This is a genomic window from Novosphingobium sp. ERW19, assembly GCF_012641315.1.
GTDB lineage: Bacteria > Pseudomonadota > Alphaproteobacteria > Sphingomonadales > Sphingomonadaceae > Novosphingobium.
Window position 1 is genome coordinate 1 of sequence record NZ_JABAIC010000001.1, and the last position, 22,407, is coordinate 22,407.

The window sequence follows — 22,407 nt, forward strand, 5'->3', positions numbered from 1 at the left end:
CTCAGCAAGCGCGCTGCTCGCCGGCGCATCCTTGGCTTCGAAGCCGATGATCGGGCCTGCTGGAACAGGCGCGCGCAGCGTGGTCGAAGGGCGCGCCCGCCAGTCGTGGGTGTCGGCATCGGCAAGCGTGAAGACCATGATGTCGAGCGCCAGACCAGGATCGGATGCAACGTGCAGCGCCAGCACATCGCGGCGCTGCATGGCGAGCTCGTCGACCAGGCGCTTGGACAAGGTGGTCCGGCGCTTATCCGAACCTTCATCGCCCGTAACGACTTCGATCCCACCGTCGGCTCCGACGGGTTCAGCCTGACGCTCGCCGTAAAACACCGGCTGGAGAACCGGCGTGCCATCGCGCGAGAGCACCAGGACCATCCCCGCCTCGGCCTTGAGTTCGGTCGCGATGACGGGCGGGCGGGCCCGGATTTCCTGGCACTCGCGTTCGATGGCCTCGATTGCCGCTTCGGCCGCAGCCACAGCCTCCTCGGCACTGTCCTGATCCTCGAGGATCGCCGCATGTTCGTCATAGGAGGCATCGAGTTCGTCGAGCCTTGCCAATTCGGCTTCGGTCAATGGCGCTGGTTCGGCAGGAAGCCGGACCAGCCCTTCGACCAGGTCGTGGCTGGCATAGGGATCGAGCGTCGGCTTGACCCAGGCGAGACCCTGCTCGGCGGCGAGGGCTTTGGCCTGCTCTTCCATCTTCGCGGCGGCAAGGCTTTCGAGCAGCGCAACATCGACCCAGGATTCGCTGTCGTCGTCATCGAACAGTTCGCGCTCGATCCGGCCGCCTGCAGCGATGTAGGCGTCGCGGCCAACGAGCCGGGCGCGCGGATCGCTGCCTCGTACCGTCCCGGACAGGACCATACGCCGGACACTGTCGGGGTTAGGCGCATAATAGCCCGAGGAGACCTGCTCGAAAACGCGGGCCTGGATTTCCTGGTCGGAAGTCGCACCAAAGGCCTTGGCGATGTCGAGCGTGATTTGGCCGGAGGCCAGTGCCTCGAATACGACGGGCGCAAGCGTCGAGAGGCGCAGACGTCCCTCGACAAAGCGGACCGTCAGGCCGAAACGGCGCGCAACGTCTTCGACGGTCGCGCCGCATGCGACAAGCGCGGCAAAAGCTTGGGCTTCATCGGCTGGGTTCATGGCGAGGCGGTGGAAATTCTCGGCGAGGCTGGTCTCGACGGCGGCTTCGGCGCTGTCTTCGACGACCAAGCACATGACTTCGTGATCGCGGGCGAAGATCTTTTCGTCTGCGAGCGCAAGCATCGCGCGGCGACGACGCTCCCCAGCTTCGACCTCGAATTTGCCCTTGGCAGCGGGGCGGACGATCAGGTTCTGCAGCAATCCATGCGCTGCAATGCTGGCTTTGAGTTCGGCATCTGCCGCCGGATCGCTGTGACGACGGACATTGCGGGGAGACTGGACGAGTTTGTTCAGCGGGATCGACTTGATCATGGGACACACTCCTGACTGAGAGCCTTGTGCATCGACCTTCGACGCCCAACTGGCTCGATCAGGGCAAAGCCCACTCCACTCTTAATACGTTCGCAGCAAACCTGCCGATGGCAGCGGGCAATGACGAATGATCATGATTGCGGGCTCTGGAGCATTTTATGTTGTTCGCGCCAATCGTTCAGCTGACCTAATTTCGCCGATGCGCGACTGCTCCGTCGGGCGATGCCGCAAATCAGAATCTTGAGCCGCAACTTCTACCCCATTGTGCACCACAACTTTCCACCAAGTTTGAACCGTGCATCTTGCGCGACCGAAGGAGCACTCCCATATTGAAACGAATAGGGAACACCTTGGGGGGATCCATGCCCGTTCCGAATACACGATTCATCGAACTGCTGCAGGATATTGAGCCGAGCACGACAACCAAAACGCGGGCGTCCGGCGGACATACCGGCATCCGCGACCATCTGCGCACGCAGGCGAAGTTCAAGGACCGATATGTGACCAGCTTCCTTTCAGGAAGCTATGCCCGCGACTCTGCCATCCGCCCGCGCTCGACGTCGAATGGTCAAGAGCGGCCTGATGTCGACATCATCATCGTGACGAACTTTTCGACCGACGACCATCCCGACACGGTGCTGAAGGAGGTCTGTAAGGCCCTCGAAGACGGCGGCGACGGCTATGAGGTCGAGCGAATAAATAAACGCTCTGTGCGGGTCGAGACCTGGCAGGCGGAGATGGACATCGTTCCGGTCGCATCGACATGGAACGGCTACATGATCCCCGACCGCGACACGGGCACTTGGAAGTTTACCAATCCCCCGGTCCACACGAGCTGGAGTTCGGCGCAGAACACGCGGTTCGGTGGCCGGTTCAAGCCGCTCGTGAAGCTGTTCAAATGGTGGCGTCGAATCAACCCGCTAACCGGTCGGCGCCCCAAGGGTTTCGTCCTCGAAGTGCTCGTCGGGCTGCACGCGCCCACCGGCGAGACGCATTACGGCGAGGCATTCGCTCAACTGCTTGAGAATATCTACGACGCCTATGGCTATCATACCTCGATTGGCCAAAAGCCATTCATCGCCGACCCCGCGGATGGCTCGAACGACATCTTGGGAAAGGTGTCGGTCGCCCAGTGGACTGAATTCATCGAGAAGGTTCGGGTCTATGCCGGCATCGCCCGCCGGGCGCAGGACGCCGACGATATCGAGGAAGCAACACGGCAATGGCGCCGGGTGTTCGGCGATCGCTTCAAGGCCACTGCGACGCCGGCCAAGGCCTCGACCTATGGCGGGTTCGCCGCAGCGGTACCGGTGGCCGCCGGATACACCTTCCCCAATGCGATGGCTGCGCCTCCTACCAAGCCGCGCGGCTTCGCTTGAGGTTCTGGTGGCTCACCAACTCTGCCCGGCTCGCTGCCGAGCGCGCGGCGGTCGAAGCGCTGGCGCGCGACGAGGACTGGCTGGAGTTCACCCGATGGAAGTTCGACGACGCGCGGTTCGCTGCCGAAGCCATCATCTCGGCTCACGGCCGGCGCTATCCGGTCCGGCTGATCTATCCTGACCAGTTTCCGCAGGTCCCACCCTGGGTCGAGCCGCAGGATGAGGCGCGCTGGTCCACTCATCAATATGGCAAGGGCGTGCTCTGCCTTGAGCTGCGACCGGACAATTGGACGGCAGAAGCGACCGGGGCGGATGTGCTACGTAGCGCACACAATTTGCTCGTGACCGAGGACCCGCTGGGCGAAGGCGGCGAACGCGCGCCTTCGGATCATCGGATTGGACAGGTCCAGGCCTATGACTGGGGCCTCAATCCCGTCCTGATCGGCCAACGGTGCGCCGAGCGGATCGAAGCGGGAATCGCCTTGGACTTGGTGGGACTGCGCTGGATGGCGGCTGACGAAGTCTGGCCGATTCTCGTCCATGACGCCGAGGACCGGCTCTTGCTTCGCCGGCCGCCAGGCGCAGACATCCACAACTGGCGCTTCGATATTCCGGTATTTGTCTCTACCCGGTCTGCGCCCGCAGGGGTGCCAGATCGGGCCGCGTTGGTGGCAGCCGCCGACCTGCCGTCGGACATGGCCAACTTGGCCCTCGAAACGAACGCTGCCATCATTCTCTTCACGGGCGAGGCGGACATTGCCGGGTTCCACCTGATGGCGGATGGCGCCACACACCGTCGCCGGGTTCTTGTGCTTCCGGACGAGAGCGGTGCGCGGTCCGCGAGATCGACAGCGGCTGAGTGCAAGCGCGTCGCGATCGTTGGCGCAGGTTCTATCGGTTCCAAGCTCGCCGAATCTCTGGTCCGATCCGGCCTCGGCCTCCTGACGCTAATCGACGGCGACGTACTCCTCCCCGACAATCTCGAGCGGCACGCGCTCGAGTGGCGCGACGTAGGGTTCCGCAAAGTCAATGGCCTCAAGCGCCGCCTTCTTGCCATCGCGCCCGGCGCCGACATCCGCGTGGTCGACAACAATCTCAACTGGCAGCGTTCGGCCAAATCACACGCTTGGCAGGTCGAGGCCGTTGCCGACTGCAGTGTCATCGTCGACGCCACCGGCGATCCGGCAACTGCGCTCTTCCTCGGTGCTCTTGCCGACGCGAACGAGCGCCCGTTCGTGTCGGTCGAGGTCTTCGAGGGCGGGCTTGGCGCGCTTGTGGCGACGGCGCTGCCCGATCGAGATCCGCCGTTCGTTAATGGGCGGGCGACCTTTCTTGCCTGGTGTGATGAGCAAGGCGTGGCCCCGCCAGAGCCCGGTCCCCGGCGCTACGAGATGCTCGCCGGCGACGGTGCGCCGATCGTTGCGGACGATGCCGCAGTCACCATGACCGCCGGGCATGCGGCGCGCGTCATCCTAGACATAGTCGACGGAGCGCCCGCTCCGTCGGACTCCGCTTGGCTCCTTCTCGGTTACAGCAGGCACTGGCTGTTCGACGGCCATGGTCACACGATCCGGCTGAGCGTCGGCGAACGGTGTCCGGGCATCAGCGGAGAGGATGCCGAGGCCCGGGCCTTCGCACTCGATTTATTCAAGGAATGGCTCGATGCGGCTAAGGCTGCCGGTTGATCAGACCGCCAGGCTCGTCGCGGCGCTGGAGAAGGCCGGCAAGCGCGAGATCGGCGGACAGCTGTTCGGTGAGCAGCTTGCGCCGTCCGACTTCGACGTGACCGAGCTCACCATCCAGGCGCGTCGCGGGAGCTTCGCGCGCTTTATGGTCGATCTGCTGCAGGCCGCACGCGATGCGATGCACTTTTTCGATCGCACCAAGCATCGCTACACACGCTACAATTACATTGGCGAATGGCACAGCCATCCGAGCTTCGCGGTGTATCCGAGCGGCACAGACCTCGCGACGATGCGGCGCTGGTGGGTGATGCCCGCTTCGCCGGCAGCTTCGCGGTGCTAATGATCGTTCGGCTTGACGGCGGCACACTTTCTGCGGCCAGCTGGGTGTTTGATCCGCAGGGCAATGAGTTCGAGGCCAAACTGGAGATGGATGTTGTCTGATAAACCTCCCGCGCCGGCCCTGACCGATGCCCGCGGCATGGGGGGCGTGATCGCCCAAGGCGGTTTCGACTATCAGCTTTGGGACGGCCTCGCGCGGTTACCCGCATGGCTCGCCAACCCGGCCTTCGAGGAAATAATCTTCGAAGGACTTGAAGATCTGGAAGCCCGCTTCTTCGCACCCCAGTCTCCCCGCCACCGTCTGCTCGAACGCTATCAGGCTAAGGCCGGCGCGCTTTCGCCAGGCGAGGTCCGCGACGTACTCAAGACCTTCCACGGCTTCGAAGAGCGGTTTCCAAACGCGACGCGCATCCACGCGTTGGTCACGCCGCGGTTACCGCCAACACTCGCTTGGCTCGCTCGGGACCCGCTTCGCGTACGCCGGGCACGTCCCTTCTATGCGCCTTTCGCGGACATCATGGCGGCGAGCGATGCGGCACTACGCGATAGTCTTGTCGAAACTTATGGCCTGGAACTCGGTGAATTCGTAGCGTCCGCGGTCGAAGTGAGTGAGCGCAGCCTGCCCGACGCCGCCACTGCGCTCGCCACCTTCGGCGCCGCGCTCGACCAGGCCTTCCCAGCACTGGAAGCACCGTCCCGCAAAGTTGCCGATACGTTCGAGGTGCTATCCTCCCTCGCACGCCGTTCGCTTGGCACCCCGCTCGGCCGTTCAGAACTAAGAAGAGCGATGGAGCAGACGTTGGGCAAGCCGCTTCCACTCGGGCAAACTTGTGCGCTCCACATCCGATCCGATCGCAACGAAGCCGATGAGACCGCGCTGGAATTGGACGCGAGCCAGTTCTCGGGCGGCGATGCCGGCTTCCCGCCCCCGGACATCTGGGCCGAGCAGCTGCTTGGTCCGCTTGACCGCACGGCGCGATGGCTGCGCGCACATACTATGTCGAGAGTCGCGTTGAGTGGTTCCTACCGGCTCAACACAGCGTTAGCGGTCGGCTGGTCGTTACGGTCCGCTCATGGTTTCGAGCTTGAAATCCAGACACGCGCTGGCAGCTGGTCGACTGACGATCGCCCTACGACTGGCGAGCCTGCTCCACCGTGGTGTATCCATCAGCCCTCTCGATTGGAAGGCGACGCTCTCATCGTCACGGTCGGGGTACTGCGCGACCCGTCTGCCGACCTTGATGCCTCAGCGGGAATTGCGGCGGACGCGGTGCTAGGCCTTCATTTACCAGAGGCGATAGCCTCGGGGAGAGCGGCGCAGGCGAGTGCTTCGCTAGTTAAGCAGACGGTAGATGCGGCGGTCGCGCGGCTCGGTGCACGACAAATACGCCTCTATCTGGCCGGCCCCGCAGCCTTCGCCGTCGCGCTTGGCCACCGCTGGAACGCGATGCCGCCCACCCAGCTGCACGAATATGTGACGAGCGAAAGGCACTATGAGCCAACTGCGCTCTTGTGATCAGGAGTGGCGGACGAGATCTTGACCCATGCCATAAGCTCGCTTGCCCACTCGGTCCGCTGCGAACGCACGGGGACGGAGGTTCGAATGAAAGACGGGAAGGTTTCACACGACCCAAAAAATGTGGCTAAGCAACCGCTACGGTTGCGGAGATTGCCATGCCCATGGCAAGGCTATTAGCGTCGATGGACTCACTGAGCGCCGAAAACTATCGTCCGCCCTGATGTTCCACCTCCATTGCACCAAGAAGCTACTCGATCGGATCAAACCGGAAGTCGCTGTGCCTGGGCAAAGCGACACGGCGCTGGGCAACTGGTACGCCACCGCCCTGTTCTGGAGGCCGCAATTAGCTTTGCTGGTTTCTGAGCGCACGCTTCTTCCCGTGCTAATGCCGCTGGCTCCAGCGGCCACGCTTGCTCGACGCTTCCCGGCGCAGCTGGCGCTTGTCCTGAAAGAGTACGGCGCCCCAAGCGAATTCATCGCGCAAGAAGTCTGGCGAATGGACCAGGTCCGCTACGCAAAGACTGTGAATCGGAGCGTTGTTGGCATCCTCAATGAGTTCGTTAAGCAGGCCGAATTCTGGCTGGCTGCCTATGCCTATGAGAAGGGTGATGACGACGACCTTCTGGCGATTTCCGCCAAGCTCGCGGAGACACCGTGTAGCCCGCTGTACAAGGGACCAGTTTCGCCGGACAAAGCCCTTCATGAACTCGTGAAGGCTGGTTCGCGGGCATGAGCCTGCAGGCGGTTCACTGCGCTCGGATATCCTACAACACTTGCCTGGAAACCCGGCTCGTTCGGTCAGGCGGGATGGGGCGGCAAATCGACAATCCGGAAGACAGCGCCGGATCCCGCATCACGGACCAGATCAACCCGCGCGCCATCCCAGTGATAGTCCAGGTGCCGCCCCTGGAGCGGATTTGATGCGCAGTCAGGGTAGAAGAGCGCCACGCATTCTCCTCCGTGATGCCGGATGCTCGGATAAGCAATCCCGTCCGATCCCGCGTCCCTGAGGTGCCACGCGAGCGCTTGAGATGCGACATAACTGTCGGGATCGAGCGCCGGAACTGGCTCCCCTGCCGGAACTCGCAAATCATGCAGGTCTGCATCGACCGACATGACGATCTCCCGGAATTGCGACGTCCAGCCAGGCGCTTCGTGCGTTCGGGCCATGAAGCGGGCGTGATGGTAAATCGTCTCGAACAGTGCGGTCTCAAAACGGTCCCCAACGTAGAGCACACCGTAGCTCCCATCGGTAAAGCGGCTCGGTCTATCGGTGCTAACGTGGGTGAATGGCGCCATGAGGTGGGAGGCTCCGTTACCGCCGACGCGTCGGTCGACCGGAACGAGGTCGAGATTGCCAATCGTCGCCATGATGCGTGGATTGGTTTTCTGCTCTGCCGAGATCAGCAGCGGCCAGTCCGCGGGATCGGCGATGTCCTCGAACAGGTCGATTGGCGGAAAGGCGCTGCGGATGATCCTGACAGCGCCCTTCCACTCAACTCTAGAAACGGGGATTTCTGGTGCTTCGCTCACCAGCCACCGCGCTCGGCGTCGAGGTAGCGACGCACCCGCATGATGTCGGTCAGCTCGCCTCCCAGCATCACGTCGAGCGCACTGGCTCCGCCGAACGCTTCATTCGCTGCTCTGATCCAAGAATACCCGCGGGTCGCTTCGGAGAAGATGATCCGGAGCGCCTTGTGGATCCCCATGAGGTTGGACAGGCGCGCACGACCGTCACGCGATACGCGCCCGGGCCCTTCCGCCTTCCATCGCCGATAGGAGCGCACTGGCATGTCGAGCAGCGTTGCAGCCTGCTCGTCGGTCAACTCCCATTTGCCAAACAGATTGAGGACTGCCCGGAACATGGCAGCTGCCTCGTCCTGCGTAATCGGATCGGGACGGAAGGCGGTAACGGCAGTATCAACGGGTTGCAGAGCCAACATGGCAGTTCTCCATATGGCAGCATATATTCAAGATAATGCCATTTGGCAAGGAACTATGCCGATGATGCCAGTCTGGCAATCACGCTCGCTGCGCCTTCTATCGGCACGAAAAGCCGGGTCTGGTAGCGGATGATCTCGGTGAAGCAGCCTTGGGCCTTGTACCAGTCGAGCCGAACAGAGCTCCATCCCGTAAGCTCAATTCGCTGTGAGCCATTGACCAGACTGCGCTTGACCATGAGCTGCTCGCGGCCCGCAAATTCCATGGACCGGCCCGTCGCCAGGACGGTCTGAACAATTTCATCAGCAGAGAGCGTTTGTTCCCGTTCCAGACCCATCGCCCGGCACAGTTCGGGCACGCAGTGGACGGGAACCTCCCGGCCGAGGAGCGAACGGCCATCCGCCGCCGAGATGCGACTGACCCTCACGAAATCCGAAGGGAGCTTGTCCCAGACCGGAAGCAGGAGGCCCGTCGCAAGATAGAGGCGCTCGCGCTTGTGGCTGGAACGGGCTTCTTCGACCTCGGTCGCCCAGGAGTTTTGAAAATCGTCGAGGGAGATATCCTCCCAGCTGCTCTCACCCAACTGATCCGCGGTGATGTGGCTGCGCTTGAGGGGGCGAAGCAATTCAAAGCGGGTCACGCGCGTACCGTCATCGGCAAGGATGCTTCGGGCGGGCACCAGCAAGGCGACCCGACCAGAGCGGGCGTTCCGAACCGGTCGCTGCCGTGGCCCGGTGAGGCCGTGGATCTCCTCGAGCCGCTTAAGCGTAAGCGGCTTCAAAGCTCTGGCGATTTCCAGTTCGAGGAGATGGGTCGTCGCGCCCGATGCCGGATCGGTGCGCAGCAGCGTGTCCGACAGGACAGTGAAGTCCTCGACTGCAATCGTCTCGAGGCCGAGATCGAGCGTGCCAGCCTGCCGGGCGGCATCGATACGCGCTTCGACCAGCCCCATGAACTCATCGAAGATCGCGTTCTGCAAGGCTATGGGAAGCGCCAGGATGCGGTTGAGCCAGCGCTGGATCGACGGCAGATCATCGACCATCGACCCGTCAGGCGCCTCGATCCGCAGGCCTGTCAGCTCCTGGAAGCGCCCGAGGCTGACCGCTTCGAGCTTGCCGGTGAACAAGAGGCCGAACCAGCGATGGAGCGCCTCCTTGGCGTAGATGCTTTCGAGATTGTCGGCGGGATCGAACAGGTTCTGGCCACCGGTCTGGCGCTGTCCGCGGGTCAGAGCGCCGAGGCTGTCGAGGCGCCGAGCGATCGTCGAGATGAAGCGGCGCTCGCCGCGCACATCGGTGGTCACCGGCCTGAACAGCGGGGCCGATGCCTGATTGGTGCGATTGGTCCGCCCGAGCCCCTGGATTGCGGCGTCAGCTCGCCAGCCCGGCTCGAGCAGGAAGTGGACGCGGCGGGCCTGGTTCTTCGCGGCCAGATCGGCATGGTAGCTGCGCCCCGTTCCTCCGGCATCGGAGAACACCAAGATGCGCTTGGCGCCGTCCATGAAGGCCTGGGTCTCGGCGACATTGGCTCGCGGCGAGCGCGATTGAAGTTTCTGACGACCATCGAAGCCGACGATGAGCCGACGTGTGCGACCGGTGACTTCCGCTACCTGGTCAACGCCGAAGCGTTCGATGATGGCATCGAGGGCTGTGGCGATGGGCGGCAAGGCGCAGAGCTGCTCGATCATCCGATCGCGCGCGGCCAGCGCTGAGCGGCAAAGCACAGGTGCGCCATCCTCGTCACTCATCGGCTCGGAGCGAGGATTGCCGTTTTCGTCGGTGAACACCGCCATTAGGCGGACGGGGAAGCTCTTGGCGAGATAGTCGATGACATATTCCCGCGGGGAGAGATCGATCTCGAGAGCTTCGCGCTCATCTTCAGACAGGTCGGCAAGCCGCCGATCGAGCATGGCCTCTGCCGTCGAGACCAGCTGCACGACCACTGCCTGTCCTTCGCCAATCGCCGTGTCGATCGCGGGCAGCAAGCTGGGGAGCTTCATCGACAGAAGCAGCTGCGCGAAGAAGCGCTGCTTGGTTCCCTCGAAGATCGACAGCGCTGCGGACTTGGCACCCGAGTTGAGCGTCCCGCCGGTTTCGCTGTCGACGATGCGCGTGGCCTCCAGCGCTTCGCGCAGGTTAGCGTGGATGATGGCCCAGGCCTCGGCATAGGCATCGTAGACCGCGATCTGATCCTCGGTCAGGCAATGCTCGAGGATTTCATACTCGACACCGGCGAACGAAAGGGCCCGGGCCGTGTAGAGGCCGAGCGATTTGAGATCGCGCGCGACCAGTTCCATGGCTGCAATTCCGCCATCGCGAATATCGGCAACGAAGGCCTCACGATTGGCAAACGCGGTCTCCGGCCCCCAGAGCCCGAGGCGCGTCGCATAGGCCAGGTTGTTGACGTCGGATGCGCCTGTGGCCGAGGCGTAAAGCACCCTTGCCCGGGGCAGGAGGTTCTGCAGGCGCACCCCGGCAATGCCCTGCTCCGATCCTTTGACCTTGCCCCGCGATCCCTCGCCGCCAGCGGCGTTGGCCATGGCGTGCGCTTCATCGAACACGATCACGCCATCGAAATCTTCACCGGCCCAGGCGAGTATCTGGTCAAGGCGCGTTGCGTCGTTTCGGCCCGAACGGAGGGTCGGATAGGTGACGAAGAGTATCCCGTCGCGCATGGCGATGGGGGTGCCCAGCTTCCAGGACGCCAGCGGCTGGACGTCGATCGGGATGCCGCCAAGCGCAGCCCAGTCGCGCCGGGCATCTTCCAGTAGCGCCTCGTTCTTCGAAATCCAGATATGGCGGCGCTCACCGCGCACCCAGCGATCGAGAATGACGCTCGCGACCTGGCGGCCTTTGCCAGCGCCTGTCCCGTCCCCGAGAAAATAGCCTTGCCGGTAGACGTGACCTTCCGCCGACGCCTTGAGCGAGCAGCCCTTGTCCTCGGGCTCGAACCGGCCGGGAAGATCGCGGGCGTGAGCGCTCGCGGCATAGATGAGTGTCTCTGCCTGAGCAGCCGACAACAGTCCCTTGGCGATAAGCCCGTCAGGCAGCTGCGGCACCGCGTCTGGCTTGGGTGCCGAAATCGACCCCATGGCGACGGACTCGACGAGCGGCGTCGGATGCCCGGCCGCGCCATCGATGACGATCCTGCTCGGGCGATAGGGCAGATAGTGGCCGACCTGAGGGGCGACCGGCGCAGGGGTTTCAAGTGACTGGTAGGTAAGCGACCCGATGGCGGAGGCTGAAGGAGTGATCCTCGCTGGTGTAGGCAGCGGCCTGCGCGGCGCGGCCACCAGGAGGAACGGCGCACGAAGCGGGAGGCGCGATTGCTCGGGAACAGCCTCCAGGCTGGCGCGAGGCGGGATAGCATCGACAAGATCGGTCAGCTGGCGAAAGTCGTGTGTGCGGATCGCGACAGGCTCGTCGGAGCTTGCCACTTTATCGAGAACCAGCAACCGCGTGGTTATGCCGGTGCCCTGCCTGATGAACGCGCGTTCGACGGCGGCATTGAGCCGCAGCGAGATCGGTCCCTTCAGCCCCGCCAGGAACTTCGCACAGTCGAACCATTCAGGCATGATCGCGACAAGCCGCCCCCCGGACGCCAGACGGTTCCAGGCCGATCGCAGATGCCTCGCCCCAGTGCGGCCATCGTGGCCCCGCTCGATCCCGTGAGAATAGGGCGGGTTCATCAGCACGACGCTGGGGCTGATGGCCGGATCGAGCAATTCGTCGATCAGCTCGGCATCGTATCCAGTAACACGGGGAGCGGGGAACACAGCAGTCAGGCAGTCGCGGCGCAGCGGCGAGATTTCGTTGAGGGCAAGGCGCGCGCCAGCCTTTGCCGCCCAGACTGCGAGCATCCCCGTTCCGGCCGAGGGTTCAAGCGCGAGCTCATCGACTTCCAGCGCGCAAGCCCGGGCAGCAAGCCAGGCAAGGCGCGGCGGCGTCGCGAACTGCTGCCATTCGATCTGCTCGTCGCTGCGGTTGGTCTGGGTCGGAATTCGGGCATCGAGACCGCAGAAGAACTGTTCGGCTTCGTCGATCGGGCTCGTGAGCTGGATTTGATCTGATGCTTGCAGGTGTTGAACCTGCGCCAGCTCGAGCGCAGCGTGAGCATCACGGATTGACCATGCCCCGAGTGCATCGGTTCCGCCGAAGTGGTCCGTCATGATGCGGTTGATGTCGCTGCGCGAAATCGGGCGGCCTTCTGCAAACTGCGACGCCATTGCTTTGGCTGCCGTCACGACGAGCGGCGGAGATGGTGGATCGAACGCGAAGGCGAGGGAAGAGTTGGACATGGGAAACCTCCTGACGAGGTCCTGCGTCTCGCAGACCTCAATCAGCCGAAGGCTCCCTCCCCTCTGGCTCGCTGATCAGGTTTTCCGAGCAACCCTCGCCTTAAGTTCATCGTTCCAGTCGAAACCGATCGATTCTGGTGCTCGCGTCTGGATCACACGGCCTGATGGTGAATAGGCCCTTCGCGCGCGCTGATCTGCGAGCTCGCCTCCTGCATCATTGTCGATGAACAGGTGAAGTTCGCGCACACTCTCTGGAATCGTGACGAGGCCGAACCGCTCGTTACCGAGCGTTGCCCAGCAAGGGACGCCAAACAGCTGCATCGCTGAAAGGGCGCTTTCGATACCTTCGGCAAGACCCAACCGGCCCGCTGCTGGCGGGGCCAGTCTGACAGCACCACAGCCAAGGCTTCCCAGCGCACGCTTTGGCCGATCGAAACCGGCGAGCTTTGCGTTCGGCGCGTCGAGAAATGTCCTGTGGATCGCGATTATGCCAATGTCAGTCGTGACCGCCGCCAACATGGCCGGCAGGAATTGGACAGCCCCGCGCGGCCCGAGGGGCGTTCGCTCGAGATAACGGAGCTGATCAGAGGCACGCAGGATCCCGCGCTGCGCGAGGTATCCTTCGGCAGGGCCGTCGGAGATCGCCGTCGCCGAGTGCCACAAACGCCGCGCGTTGGAATTGAAGGTCCTTTCTTCCAGTCGATCAGCGGCAACCGCACCCGAGCCATCGAACAGGTCACGGCTGCGAACACCCTGGCGGTCAAGCGCCGCTATGACCTCCTCGTTCGAGCATCCCGCGAAGCAATGAAACAGGATCGCCTTTCGGCCCAGTGTCACGCTCAGTGAGGGAGTGCGGTCGTCGTGCGCGGGGCAGCAGCACATGCCTATGCCCCGACTCCATGTACCCTGAAGGCTTTCGACGATCGTGCGGGCGCGGCGTTCGAGTTGATGAACTTTGTCTAACGGGGGCATCGACCTTCTCCGGTTGAGGTGCCCTCCGCGCGCAGCCTCCGCTCTGCACTTGCGCCATTCCAGTTTTCCTACATCTCTTGTTCTTTATATGTTCTCACTCGATTCGACTAGACAAGGATCGAGAAATGACAATCAGAACTCTCTTGATCGCGGGCATCGCGATCACTTCTGCTATCCCGGCCGGTGCTCAGGACATAGCAGCGCCAGCCACGAACGGCGCTGCGGCGATCCCATCCGAAGGCATTCGGATTGCGGAAGCATCAAACGGCTTCCAACTGGTCGAGCATGGGCTCTGGCGTTCCGCGCAGACCGCCCCAGCACCGCGCCTGTCAGTGTCGGACGATGGCCGGGTCAACCTGCCATACAGATACGAACCCAATGCCAAGCCGGCCCCATCCGGGTTTCGGCGAGCGAGCTACTTGCCTCACATCTATGCCGCTGAGGCGAAGTACTCATTGCCTGCGGGCCTGCTTGATGCGCTCGTATGGACAGAATCTCGTTACAACCCTTTGGCTGTCAGCCCGGCGGGTGCCGCGGGCCTTGGGCAGCTGATGCCCGCTACGGCAAAAGAGCTTGGGGTCTTCAATCGCTTCGATCCAATTGCCAACATCTTCGGCGCAGCGCGATACCTGCGGCAGATGCTCGACAGGTTTGGCGTGGTCCACCTCGCGGTAGCTGCATACAATGCAGGTCCCGGCGCCGTTGAGCGTGCAGGCGGCATTCCCCGCAATGGCGAGACGCCGGAGTATGTTCGCAATGTACTGCAAAGTTGGAAGTTCTAGCTTCCACGAAGCCTCTTGCGCGACAGAACTGGAAGCGGAAGCTTAGGTGATGAGATCGCAGCGCCGGTACACTTTCGGCGGAACGGTCAACTGGCGTCAGGCGGCTTTAGCGAGGTCATCGATGCGCGCTTCGCAGGTGCTCTTCACCAAAATCTGCAACTCTTTCACACGCCCGGCGATCCATGTGAGTTCGTCGGCGGAGATCCGGTATGAAGGTGAATAGCGGGCTTTGACGTAAGCATCTCGCAGGAGGGCGTAGCAGCGCTTTTCGAAGCGCCCGGTACGCGGCCAGACGTCCTTTAGCGAGGGCTCAAGTTCCTCGGCCATGTCGCGCAGACGATTAAGATTGTGGGATTTCGGACTCCAGAGCGTCCGGGTGAGGAAAAGGCAATGGTAAAGTCTCTCGACCGCCTGATGGAAAAGGAACGCAGCTTCCTTCGGCATGCCACTGGCCTGAGCATTTGCGGCTAGATCTTTGAAGTTCGACGCGCTGCTGAACCAGTCATCGAAGTAGTCTCGTGTTTCCTTGAGAGCTTGCTCAGGCGACAACGGCATCGGCTCGACGAAGTGAAAGCCGGGCTCTTCGAACAGGACAATGCCATCCTTGAGAATGTCCATGAAGAAGTAGCGACCGAGCCGCAGCTTGTCGTTCACGTCTTCAAGGCTGTGGTAGATCAGGCTGACCGGTGTACGCAGGACGGTCCCAGCGGAAAGATCGGCAAGCAGCCTGTTCTCGGTCGCCTCCCAGAATTCGGCAATATCCGTGAGATCGTCGTGGTTCACCACGACGAGAAGATCGTAGTCGGAGAAATAGCGTCCCACCGGGTCCTCGACCCAATCACCACGGGCATAGGAGCCGAACAGGACTATCTTGAGCAACTTGCCTGCGCGGAAGCGTGGCTGCGTACGCGTGGAAATTGCTTCGGCAAAGCCCGTGCGCACGGTCTCGACCACATGTGCAAGTTCGCGCCGCTTGCCTTCGGGCAGGTGATCGAGGCCGGAGTTCATGGAATGCAGATTCGACGGTTTTGCTTCTCGTGCCAAGGGCAAAATGAACAAGGCATCAGGAAGGCTAAGATAAGTCACTCGTCGGTAGCAGCGCTACTCTCGGCTGGTAATCCAAGCCGAACAGACGGAGCCCCGGAGATGATCGATCCCAGCAATGACGTCGGGTTATCGCGGCCATCACCGGGCAACGGATAACAAACCTTTCGTCATATCGGGCGTATAGCGCGGCAAAGAATGTGTCGAAGTGCAGCCCGCTCTCATCGCTTGGAAAGCCCGGTACCAACCTTGTCCGGCATTCCTCTTCCATGGCAACCATGGCAAGTGCCGCCGCCTCGCATTGTCCGGCTTGATCCATGAGGTCACGGCGCCGCCCCAAAACCTGCAGGGCATCATGAAACCGCCGCACTGGCGACACCGGCGCCCCATCCTGCGCTAAAGCGGCATTGCCGCCACCTCGCCGCCAGTCCGGTGCGGCACTGTTGTGTGCTGCCGAGTTCTGGTCCGTAGCTCGGTTGCCGCGCAACAGCACCAGATGTCCGATAACCAGTGCCGGATGCACCATGTGGAGATTAGTGCATTCGCCGACAATTTCCTCGAGGCGGTTGCCGAGATTGCGAAAGGCCCCGGTGACGCCCTTGCACGACACCGAAAGCACAGGCCCGATCCGGGCAAGCGAAACCAGAACGTCGACATGCTTGGCTCTGATCCCTCCGAGAACAGTCCCTTCCCCACATCCGCCAAGGGTCGGATCGAAGTAGAGCAGTGGCGGCTTGCGTTTACGACGCTCCACACGAAATGGTGGCCGCGGAATGATATCATCAGGATCGAAGCCACCTTCCACGACCAGCCGGCACGCCACATACCAGTGCAAGGGGAGTATGTGGCGTTCCGATTGGACGCGTCCATCGAACTCGGCAAATGCCGCGAGCGCTGTTGCCATGCTGGTCCAGCGGCATGTGTGATCGCCCAATTCGGCCTGGGCGTAGCGCCGTAAAGCTACGGCACTTTGCCGAGCTGGCTTGCGGAACCCGTGAATCCGGCGAGGTCGAGTGCAAACCGGACGAGCGCTCATGTGCCTGTCTCGCTGCTAGCCGAGCTTGTGTATTGTCTGCAATCGAAGCAGCGCACCTTCCTGCAAGGCAAATAACCTTCTGACATATTGATCGAATTTGGCAGTTCACGGTATTGAAGCGGGACTGAACCATGATACAGGTTGGACAGTTTCAACCGGATCGCCTCCGATCCTGAGAAGTTGGATCGCGGTCCATAGGCAGGAGAAAGGGCGCCCTGCTGGAGGCCGGCTGCCAAGAATGCCGGTGGGCGCAATGGCACCTCATGGCGGCTCGTGCGCTTGGGGAACTTCTGGAAGAGATGTCTGAGCGCGCAGGATCGATCATCGAACTCGATGCGCTGCTGGGCGAAGTCACCAACAGGCTTGGCTTCGACTACTATGCTCTCACCCATCATTGTCAGCTTGCGAGCAAGGATGATGGAGCGATCAGGCTGCACAATTACCCGCAGAGCTGGGCAGAAAGTTACGACTCCCATGCGCTGGGCATGGTTGATCCGGTGCATCGGGCCAGCCACGTGACGGCAAAGGGCTTCTCCTGGTCTGACATCGGTCGCCTCATTCCGCTCACGGCCCAAGACCACAGAATGCTTGCTCTTGGTGAAGAGCAGGGCTTGCGTAGTGGCTTTACAGTACCAGCGCATGTGCCGGGCGAAGCGCGCGGATCCTGCTCGTTTGCATGCCGCAATCCGCGAGAAGGTGCCCCGATTTCGCTCATCGCCCATTGCGCTGGGACATTCGCCTTCGAAACCGCGCGGCGTCTCTGGCTGAAGAGAGGTCATAGCCTTGCCTTGCGCAAACCGGTTCTGACCGATCGCCAGCGCGACTGCGTGCTTCTCATGGCCCAGGGCAAGACTGATCCGGAAATCTCGACAATTCTGGGCATATCGCGCGAGACGGTGACCGAGCATGTTCGCACGGCATGTCAGCGCTACGGGATCTACAAGAGACAATTGCTGATCACCCTGACCCTGTATGACGGAACGCTCACGTTCGGGGATGTCCGACCTTGGCGATACCCCCATTTCTGGGGGTAGCGAGGACGTCACCGCCGTTTGATCCTTGGCTGACCAGTTCGGTTGAGGAGCGATCCGTCATGTTGAAAGTCACCACGCCCGGCACAGAGCCGGACGCTGCGCTGCTGCGCGCCATGTTTGCCGCACGAAAGGCGGTCTTCATCGATCTCTTGAAGTGGGACCTACCGGTCCTTGCCGGTCAATTCGAAATGGACCAGTTCGATGATGAGCACGCACGCTACCTGATCCTCAGTGACAACGGCGATCATCTCGCGTCTGCCAGGCTCCTGCCGACTACACGGCAAGGAATCCTGTCGGGCCTTTTCCCGATGCTCTGTGCCGGGCCCCTACCTTGCGCACCCGATACCTTCGAAATCACCCGATTCTGCCTCGACCGGTCACTCAATGCCCGTGAGCGGCGCGACGTCCGCAATGCGCTTGTCCACGCGCTTGCCACCTATGCAATCGACGCCGGGATTTCGCGGTACTGCGCAGTCGCAGGCCTTGGCTGGTTCAGGCAGATCGAACGGTTCGGCTGGAGCTGCCGGGCCCTGGGCGCGCCCATCCGGACAGGGGGGCAGGAGCTGGTCGGCCTTGAAATTGGCATCACTGCCGACACACAGCAGCTGCTCGAAGCGGCCGGGATCCATTGCGGCTACGGTGAAAATCTTGCGCGGGCCATACCCAGCTCCCTGCCCGCCGGGCACAAGGGGTGGCACTGATGGAACCGGCAAACCAGATCGGCATGGCCGTCCGTCAGTTGCAGACTGATGGCTACGCGATCCTGCATGAAGCCCTGCCCGTTTCCGTGATCGAGCGAGTCCATGAGGATCTCCTGGACGACTTTGCAGCCACGCCGTTCGGGACCGGGATGTTCTATGGCGAGCGGACCAAACGGTTCGGCAGGCTTCTTCGACGGACCGCTGCCACGCAGTGCCTGGTCCTGCATCCGGTCATTCAGGATGTCGTGAGCCGGATTCTCGGGCCCTGGTGCGACCGCATCCAGCTCAACACGACCCAGGCCATCGCGGTCCATCCCGGCGCCCCTGCGCAGTTGCCCCATCGCGACCAGGACATGTGGCAGGCCGATTTCGGCAAACGCGAATACCTCGTCAATGTCATGTGGCCGCTCACTCCCTTTTCGGAAAAGAACGGAGGCACGCGGATCTGGCCGCAGAGCCATGGCAGCAACGCCCTGTCGGCCGTGGCCCAGGACGATTTCATCGCGCCCGAGCTTGTCCCGGGATCAGCCCTGCTCTTCCTGGGCTCGACGCTTCATGGCGCGGGCGCCAACGCGAGTGCACAAGAGCGGCGCGGCATCGTGATTGGCTATTCGCTGGGCTGGCTCAAGCCCTACGAGAACCCGTGGCTCGCCTACCCCCCGGACATTGCCAGGACATTTCCTCCCGAGCTCGCGGCACTTGCAGGTTACGTGCAGCACCGACCGAACCTCGGGAACTTCGAAGGGCAATGTCCTTCGATCCTGCTCGGAGACTACAAGGGCGAGCCCCTGGGAGCAATCGATGCCTTGCGTCCCGACCAGGTGCAGCAGGCCCGTGTTTTTGCCCATGGGAGAAGCGGATGAGCGCCGGCCCCATAGCAGAACGCATCTATGACGCCTTGCGCGCCATGATTCTGTCTCGCGCATTCATGCCGGGTGACAGGCTCGATCCCGCAGTCATCGGCGAACAGCTCTGTGCAAGCGTCACGCCCGTGCGCGAGGCCCTGCATGTGCTGTGCGGAGAGCAGCTTGTCGTGACCCATCGCGCGGGCGGCTTCTTCCTCCCGACGCTCGACGAGCCAAGGCTCAAGGACATGTACGCTTTCAGCAACGAAGTGCTGGGCCTTGCGCTCCGCCTCTGGCGGCCATGGACGATCGTGGACTGGGACAGGATTGCCGAGCGTCGGACGGCTTATGCCGAACGCGTCGCCGATGCATTCGAGGGAGTGGCACGCGCTTCGGCCAACTCCGAGCATGGTCGGGTCATGGCCCTCTTCAACGCACGCCTCCATGCCGTTCGCATGATTGAACCGGCCGTGCTTGACGGCTCCATCGCAGAAGTGCGCGATATCGAATGCGCGCTGGACAGTGGCGACAAGGATCATCTGCGACGGTTGCTGGGCGCCTACCACCGCCGGCGCATTCGCAGCTCTGCCGAGATCCTGCACGCCCTGCACCGCCCGGCGAACCCGTCCGCGCCAACAATCGGCATATAGAATTCGTATAAATTTCAGATCAAACGGCGCCTTCCATAGTCTGATCCTGCCGCAATCACGCGGCGAGGTGAAAAGGAGAAGACCGATGGAACGCACGTTCGATCTCGTCGAGGACGTCGAAGACCTGGGCACCGCCAGCATCGAAACGCTCGGCCCTCCGGGAGACCGGATCGAGTTCGGTGTGCTCGCGCAGCTGCCGGGCCTTGATCGCGACTGATCCACTGGCAGGTGCGCAAGGCCTTGCTGGCCCGGCGCACCTGCCTTGTGCTTGTGCGAGGCGGACATGACAGCGCCTGGGTCCTATCTTTCCTCATGCCGGATCGCAGCCGGGGTCGGTGTTGCGCAGATCGGCGACAAGGCAGTCGTGCTCGATGTCCGGCATGATCGCTACACGATGTGGAGCGGGTCTTGCGCATCAGCGCTGCTGGACCTGCGCTGCGGCAAGCCATGTCCATTGTCTCAGGACGACTGCCGCACACTCGTAAGACATGGCCTGCTGACGAAGGGAGAACAGGGCTCAGGACCCTGGCTGACGGCTGCAGATATCCGGACACCGACCGCGAGCGCAGTGGAAGGTCCCGAAGCCGGTTGGTTGCGACCGCTGCATTTGCTCGCAAGCGTCTGGAACTGCATCCGCGCCAGAATGGATCTGCGCTCGGCACCGCTCGACCAGGTGCTGATCGACCTGCCTGCAGTGTCTGGTGGACGTACGACACGTGACCTTGTGACCCACGCCCGTGCGTTCGACCGGGCGCGACGCTGGGCGCCGGTTCGGCCAAGATGCCTCCCCGATGCGCTGGCCTATACGCGCATGGCAAGGCGCGAGGGTTTTGCGGTCGATCTTGTCTTCGGGGTAAAACTCCATCCCTTCGAAGCCCATTGCTGGGTGCAATCGGGCAGCCTCGTGCTGACCGATCCACTGGACAAGGTGCGCCGCTTCGTCGTGGTACTGGCACTGTGACCGAAGGCTATCTCGTCGCATGCGACCTGGATGGACAGTCGGATGTGCGACCAGATTCGCGATCGGCCGAAAATCTCGTTCACCGGCTGCCCGGTCCATGGCGCGCACGAAGGTTCGAAGGGCTGACCATTCATGTCTCGCCATCGACCGAACTGCGGCAAATCGGCAGGACTGTGATCATCGGACAGATCTTCGGCGATCTTGCGGTGTTGCAGCGCGCCGATCTTCATCCCGACCTGCTCGTGGCGCATTGCTGGGGCAACTACCTTGCTCTGCACATGTCCAAGAGCGGGCGTCCATCGTGGTTGCTGCGAGCGCCGCTTGGCCATCTCCCAGTCTACACGGCCGCTGTGGCCGGCAGACTGTGGATCTCCTCGCATGTCCCGGAGCTTGCGGCGGCACGCGCTGCAAGGCCCCAGATCGACTGGTCTTTTGTCGCGAACCATCTTGCTTTCCTGCACCTCAAGACCGCGCAGACCGGCCTTGTCGGCATCGAAGAACTTCTGGGCGGGCAATGGCTTGATTTTGCCGTGGAGCCGGCGCGGCGGACAATGGCCTGGTCCCCGGGCATGTTCGTGCGCACAGATATCGAGATCGCGGACTTCGCTGACGCCAGCAGGCGCCTTGCCGAGATCATAGACGAGGCTGTCCGGTGCCTGGCAGGCGATGGCGCGGTCCTGCTCGAACTGTCGGGTGGGCTTGATTCCTCGATCATCGCAGCAGCCCTGGCAAGGTGTGAGGGCCAGGGACAAGCGGTCAGCCTTTCGACGGGCTCGGCAGAGAGCGATGAGCGCATCTATGCGCAGGCCGCCGCCGATGCTGCAGGCATCGCACTCACATTGCGCGAAGTCGGAAAATCCAACCTGGTTGGCCCGGCCCGCAGCCGCGAAGCCCGTCCGGGCCTGCCAGCGATCCTCGGCGCTGCCGATGCAGTGCTGTCAGAGGAAGGCACGGCGCAAGCGATCACGGCATTCTTCAGCGGTGCGGGCGGTGATTGCGTTTTCGCAACGCCCAACGCTGCCGGGGCCGCAGCGGATGCCGCCAACAGGTCGGGTTGGGCGGCCAGGACCACCTGGCGCACCATCGAGGCGCTGGCCCGCTATCACAACGCCAGTGTCTGGTCGGTCGCTGGCAGGGCCTGGCAGCTGGCACGAGGCGCAAACGATCCGGGCAGTTGGCCGCGCGCACGCGGATATCTCGCCGATACCGTGCCCCTCCCCGATGCACCGCCACACCCCTGGCTCGCGGAAACCAGCAGCATGTTGCCCGGAAAGCGGGACCATGTTCATGCCATCCTCGCCAGCCTCGCCCACGTCGACGGTTATCCTCGCCACACCATAGCCCCGACATGGTTTCCGCTGCTCAGCCAGCCCGTCGTCGAGACTGCCTTGCGCATACCAAGCTGGCTCTGGGTCGAGGGCGGGCAGGACCGGGCCGTAGCCCGTGCCGCGTTTGCAAACCGCCTGCCAGACCTGATCCGCGATCGACGCAGCAAAGGAGCACTCGATGGCTATGCCCTGGCTGCGATAGAGCAGCAGGCGGAAGCGCTTATGCCGTTTCTGCTCGATGGCCATCTCGCGCACCAGGGCCTGCTTGATCTGGCCAGAGTGGAGAGCGCGCTACGGGAGAAGGCAAGGCGCGCCGATCCTCGGGCACATCTTCTTCTGCCGCTGATCGACACCGAGGGCTGGCTTCGCGCATGGCTTGGCGACCCTTGAGTTGCTGACCGGCGCAATCGTTCAGCAATGGCGATGGCGGACCGATGAG

20 protein-coding genes are annotated in these 22,407 nt (G+C 62.6%); 13 read left to right on the forward strand and 7 right to left on the reverse strand.

What is annotated here, in order from left to right:
- Window positions 1-1,455, reverse strand: a 1,455-nt coding sequence (locus HGI46_RS00005) for a ParB/RepB/Spo0J family partition protein (RefSeq protein WP_168902632.1), incomplete at its 3' end; no start/stop codon positions are given.
- A 362-nt stretch (window positions 1,456-1,817) separates the two neighbouring features.
- On the opposite strand from HGI46_RS00005, the gene HGI46_RS00010 reads away from it, so the two are divergent.
- The 5 genes from HGI46_RS00010 (at window position 1,818) to HGI46_RS00030 (ending at window position 7,110) form a co-directional block, all read left to right on the forward strand.
- The gene (locus tag HGI46_RS00010; RefSeq protein ID WP_125955273.1) at window positions 1,818-2,834 is read left to right on the forward strand and encodes a nucleotidyltransferase; all 1,017 of its coding nucleotides are present in this window, start codon (window positions 1,818-1,820) and stop codon (window positions 2,832-2,834) included.
- Window positions 2,831-4,519, forward strand: coding sequence for a ThiF family adenylyltransferase (locus tag HGI46_RS00015; RefSeq protein ID WP_168902633.1), 1,689 nt, complete (start codon window positions 2,831-2,833; stop codon window positions 4,517-4,519). The genes HGI46_RS00010 and HGI46_RS00015 overlap by 4 nt, the downstream gene beginning before the upstream one ends.
- Window positions 4,497-4,859, forward strand: a complete 363-nt coding sequence (locus HGI46_RS00020; protein ID WP_206065452.1) for a Mov34/MPN/PAD-1 family protein — start codon at window positions 4,497-4,499, stop codon at window positions 4,857-4,859. The genes HGI46_RS00015 and HGI46_RS00020 overlap by 23 nt, the downstream gene beginning before the upstream one ends.
- 93 nt (window positions 4,860-4,952) lie before the next feature.
- Window positions 4,953-6,374 (forward strand): SAVED domain-containing protein, encoded by a 1,422-nt coding sequence (locus tag HGI46_RS00025; RefSeq protein WP_206065453.1) that lies wholly within the window; start codon window positions 4,953-4,955, stop codon window positions 6,372-6,374.
- A 223-nt stretch (window positions 6,375-6,597) separates the two neighbouring features.
- Window positions 6,598-7,110: a hypothetical protein gene (locus tag HGI46_RS00030; protein ID WP_125955462.1), complete on the forward strand. Its 513-nt coding sequence runs from the start codon at window positions 6,598-6,600 to the stop codon at window positions 7,108-7,110.
- Window positions 7,111-7,175: 65 nt separating this feature from the next.
- On the opposite strand, the gene HGI46_RS00035 is transcribed toward HGI46_RS00030, so the two are convergent.
- From HGI46_RS00035 to HGI46_RS00050, 4 genes are all read right to left on the reverse strand, one after another.
- Complete coding sequence (locus tag HGI46_RS00035; protein ID WP_125955269.1) at window positions 7,176-7,910, reverse strand: RES family NAD+ phosphorylase; 735 nt, start codon at window positions 7,908-7,910, stop codon at window positions 7,176-7,178.
- Complete coding sequence (locus HGI46_RS00040) at window positions 7,907-8,320, reverse strand: MbcA/ParS/Xre antitoxin family protein (RefSeq protein ID WP_094472550.1); 414 nt, start codon at window positions 8,318-8,320, stop codon at window positions 7,907-7,909. The genes HGI46_RS00035 and HGI46_RS00040 overlap by 4 nt, the downstream gene beginning before the upstream one ends.
- A gap of 53 nt (window positions 8,321-8,373) precedes the next feature.
- On the reverse strand, window positions 8,374-12,615 hold the full coding sequence (locus tag HGI46_RS00045; RefSeq protein ID WP_125955268.1) for a bifunctional class I SAM-dependent methyltransferase/DEAD/DEAH box helicase: 4,242 nt from the start codon (window positions 12,613-12,615) through the stop codon (window positions 8,374-8,376).
- 75 nt (window positions 12,616-12,690) lie between these two features.
- Window positions 12,691-13,587, reverse strand: coding sequence for a toprim domain-containing protein (locus HGI46_RS00050; protein WP_125955267.1), 897 nt, complete (start codon window positions 13,585-13,587; stop codon window positions 12,691-12,693).
- Between the two features lie 125 nt (window positions 13,588-13,712).
- Here HGI46_RS00050 and HGI46_RS00055 point away from each other — a divergent pair, with 125 nt between their 5' ends.
- Window positions 13,713-14,369, forward strand: coding sequence for a lytic transglycosylase domain-containing protein (locus tag HGI46_RS00055; RefSeq protein ID WP_125955266.1), 657 nt, complete (start codon window positions 13,713-13,715; stop codon window positions 14,367-14,369).
- A gap of 96 nt (window positions 14,370-14,465) precedes the next feature.
- On the opposite strand, the gene HGI46_RS00060 is transcribed toward HGI46_RS00055, so the two are convergent.
- Window positions 14,466-15,428, reverse strand: coding sequence for a HEPN domain-containing protein (locus HGI46_RS00060; RefSeq protein ID WP_240946507.1), 963 nt, complete (start codon window positions 15,426-15,428; stop codon window positions 14,466-14,468).
- Window positions 15,429-15,441: 13 nt separating this feature from the next.
- Window positions 15,442-16,317, reverse strand: coding sequence for a hypothetical protein (locus HGI46_RS00065; protein WP_082013504.1), 876 nt, complete (start codon window positions 16,315-16,317; stop codon window positions 15,442-15,444).
- 395 nt (window positions 16,318-16,712) lie between these two features.
- On the opposite strand from HGI46_RS00065, the gene HGI46_RS00070 reads away from it, so the two are divergent.
- The 7 genes from HGI46_RS00070 (at window position 16,713) to HGI46_RS00100 (ending at window position 22,358) form a co-directional block, all read left to right on the forward strand.
- The gene (locus tag HGI46_RS00070; protein ID WP_125955265.1) at window positions 16,713-17,483 is read left to right on the forward strand and encodes a LuxR family transcriptional regulator; all 771 of its coding nucleotides are present in this window, start codon (window positions 16,713-16,715) and stop codon (window positions 17,481-17,483) included.
- 59 nt (window positions 17,484-17,542) lie between these two features.
- The gene (locus HGI46_RS00075) at window positions 17,543-18,184 is read left to right on the forward strand and encodes an acyl-homoserine-lactone synthase (RefSeq protein ID WP_125955264.1); all 642 of its coding nucleotides are present in this window, start codon (window positions 17,543-17,545) and stop codon (window positions 18,182-18,184) included.
- A complete protein-coding gene (locus HGI46_RS00080) occupies window positions 18,184-19,047 on the forward strand; it encodes a phytanoyl-CoA dioxygenase family protein (protein WP_125955263.1) in 864 nt (287 codons plus the stop codon). The genes HGI46_RS00075 and HGI46_RS00080 overlap by 1 nt, the downstream gene beginning before the upstream one ends.
- The gene (locus HGI46_RS00085; protein WP_158453964.1) at window positions 19,044-19,679 is read left to right on the forward strand and encodes a GntR family transcriptional regulator; all 636 of its coding nucleotides are present in this window, start codon (window positions 19,044-19,046) and stop codon (window positions 19,677-19,679) included. Before HGI46_RS00080 ends, HGI46_RS00085 begins: the two co-directional genes overlap by 4 nt.
- Window positions 19,680-19,764: 85 nt before the next feature.
- Window positions 19,765-19,896 (forward strand): benenodin family lasso peptide, encoded by a 132-nt coding sequence (locus HGI46_RS00090; RefSeq protein WP_118074434.1) that lies wholly within the window; start codon window positions 19,765-19,767, stop codon window positions 19,894-19,896.
- A gap of 66 nt (window positions 19,897-19,962) precedes the next feature.
- Entirely contained in the window at window positions 19,963-20,640 is a 678-nt protein-coding gene (locus tag HGI46_RS00095) for a lasso peptide biosynthesis B2 protein (RefSeq protein WP_125955261.1), read from the forward strand.
- Entirely contained in the window at window positions 20,637-22,358 is a 1,722-nt protein-coding gene (locus HGI46_RS00100; RefSeq protein WP_125955260.1) for an asparagine synthetase B family protein, read from the forward strand. Before HGI46_RS00095 ends, HGI46_RS00100 begins: the two co-directional genes overlap by 4 nt.
- Window positions 22,359-22,407 lie beyond the last annotated feature (49 nt).

Coding starts and splice junctions, on each gene's coding strand:
- HGI46_RS00010 (WP_125955273.1), top strand. CDS start 1,818: ATGCCCGTTCCGAATACACGATTCATCGAACTGCTGCAGGATATTGAG.
- HGI46_RS00020 (WP_206065452.1), top strand. CDS start 4,497: ATGCGGCTAAGGCTGCCGGTTGATCAGACCGCCAGGCTCGTCGCGGCG.
- HGI46_RS00030 (WP_125955462.1), top strand. CDS start 6,598: ATGTTCCACCTCCATTGCACCAAGAAGCTACTCGATCGGATCAAACCG.
- HGI46_RS00040 (WP_094472550.1), bottom strand. CDS start 8,320: ATGTTGGCTCTGCAACCCGTTGATACTGCCGTTACCGCCTTCCGTCCC.
- HGI46_RS00045 (WP_125955268.1), bottom strand. CDS start 12,615: ATGTCCAACTCTTCCCTCGCCTTCGCGTTCGATCCACCATCTCCGCCG.
- HGI46_RS00050 (WP_125955267.1), bottom strand. CDS start 13,587: ATGCCCCCGTTAGACAAAGTTCATCAACTCGAACGCCGCGCCCGCACG.
- HGI46_RS00055 (WP_125955266.1), top strand. CDS start 13,713: ATGACAATCAGAACTCTCTTGATCGCGGGCATCGCGATCACTTCTGCT.
- HGI46_RS00065 (WP_082013504.1), bottom strand. CDS start 16,317: ATGGCAACAGCGCTCGCGGCATTTGCCGAGTTCGATGGACGCGTCCAA.
- HGI46_RS00070 (WP_125955265.1), top strand. CDS start 16,713: ATGGCGGCTCGTGCGCTTGGGGAACTTCTGGAAGAGATGTCTGAGCGC.
- HGI46_RS00075 (WP_125955264.1), top strand. CDS start 17,543: ATGTTGAAAGTCACCACGCCCGGCACAGAGCCGGACGCTGCGCTGCTG.
- HGI46_RS00080 (WP_125955263.1), top strand. CDS start 18,184: ATGGAACCGGCAAACCAGATCGGCATGGCCGTCCGTCAGTTGCAGACT.
- HGI46_RS00085 (WP_158453964.1), top strand. CDS start 19,044: ATGAGCGCCGGCCCCATAGCAGAACGCATCTATGACGCCTTGCGCGCC.
- HGI46_RS00090 (WP_118074434.1), top strand. CDS start 19,765: ATGGAACGCACGTTCGATCTCGTCGAGGACGTCGAAGACCTGGGCACC.
- HGI46_RS00095 (WP_125955261.1), top strand. CDS start 19,963: ATGACAGCGCCTGGGTCCTATCTTTCCTCATGCCGGATCGCAGCCGGG.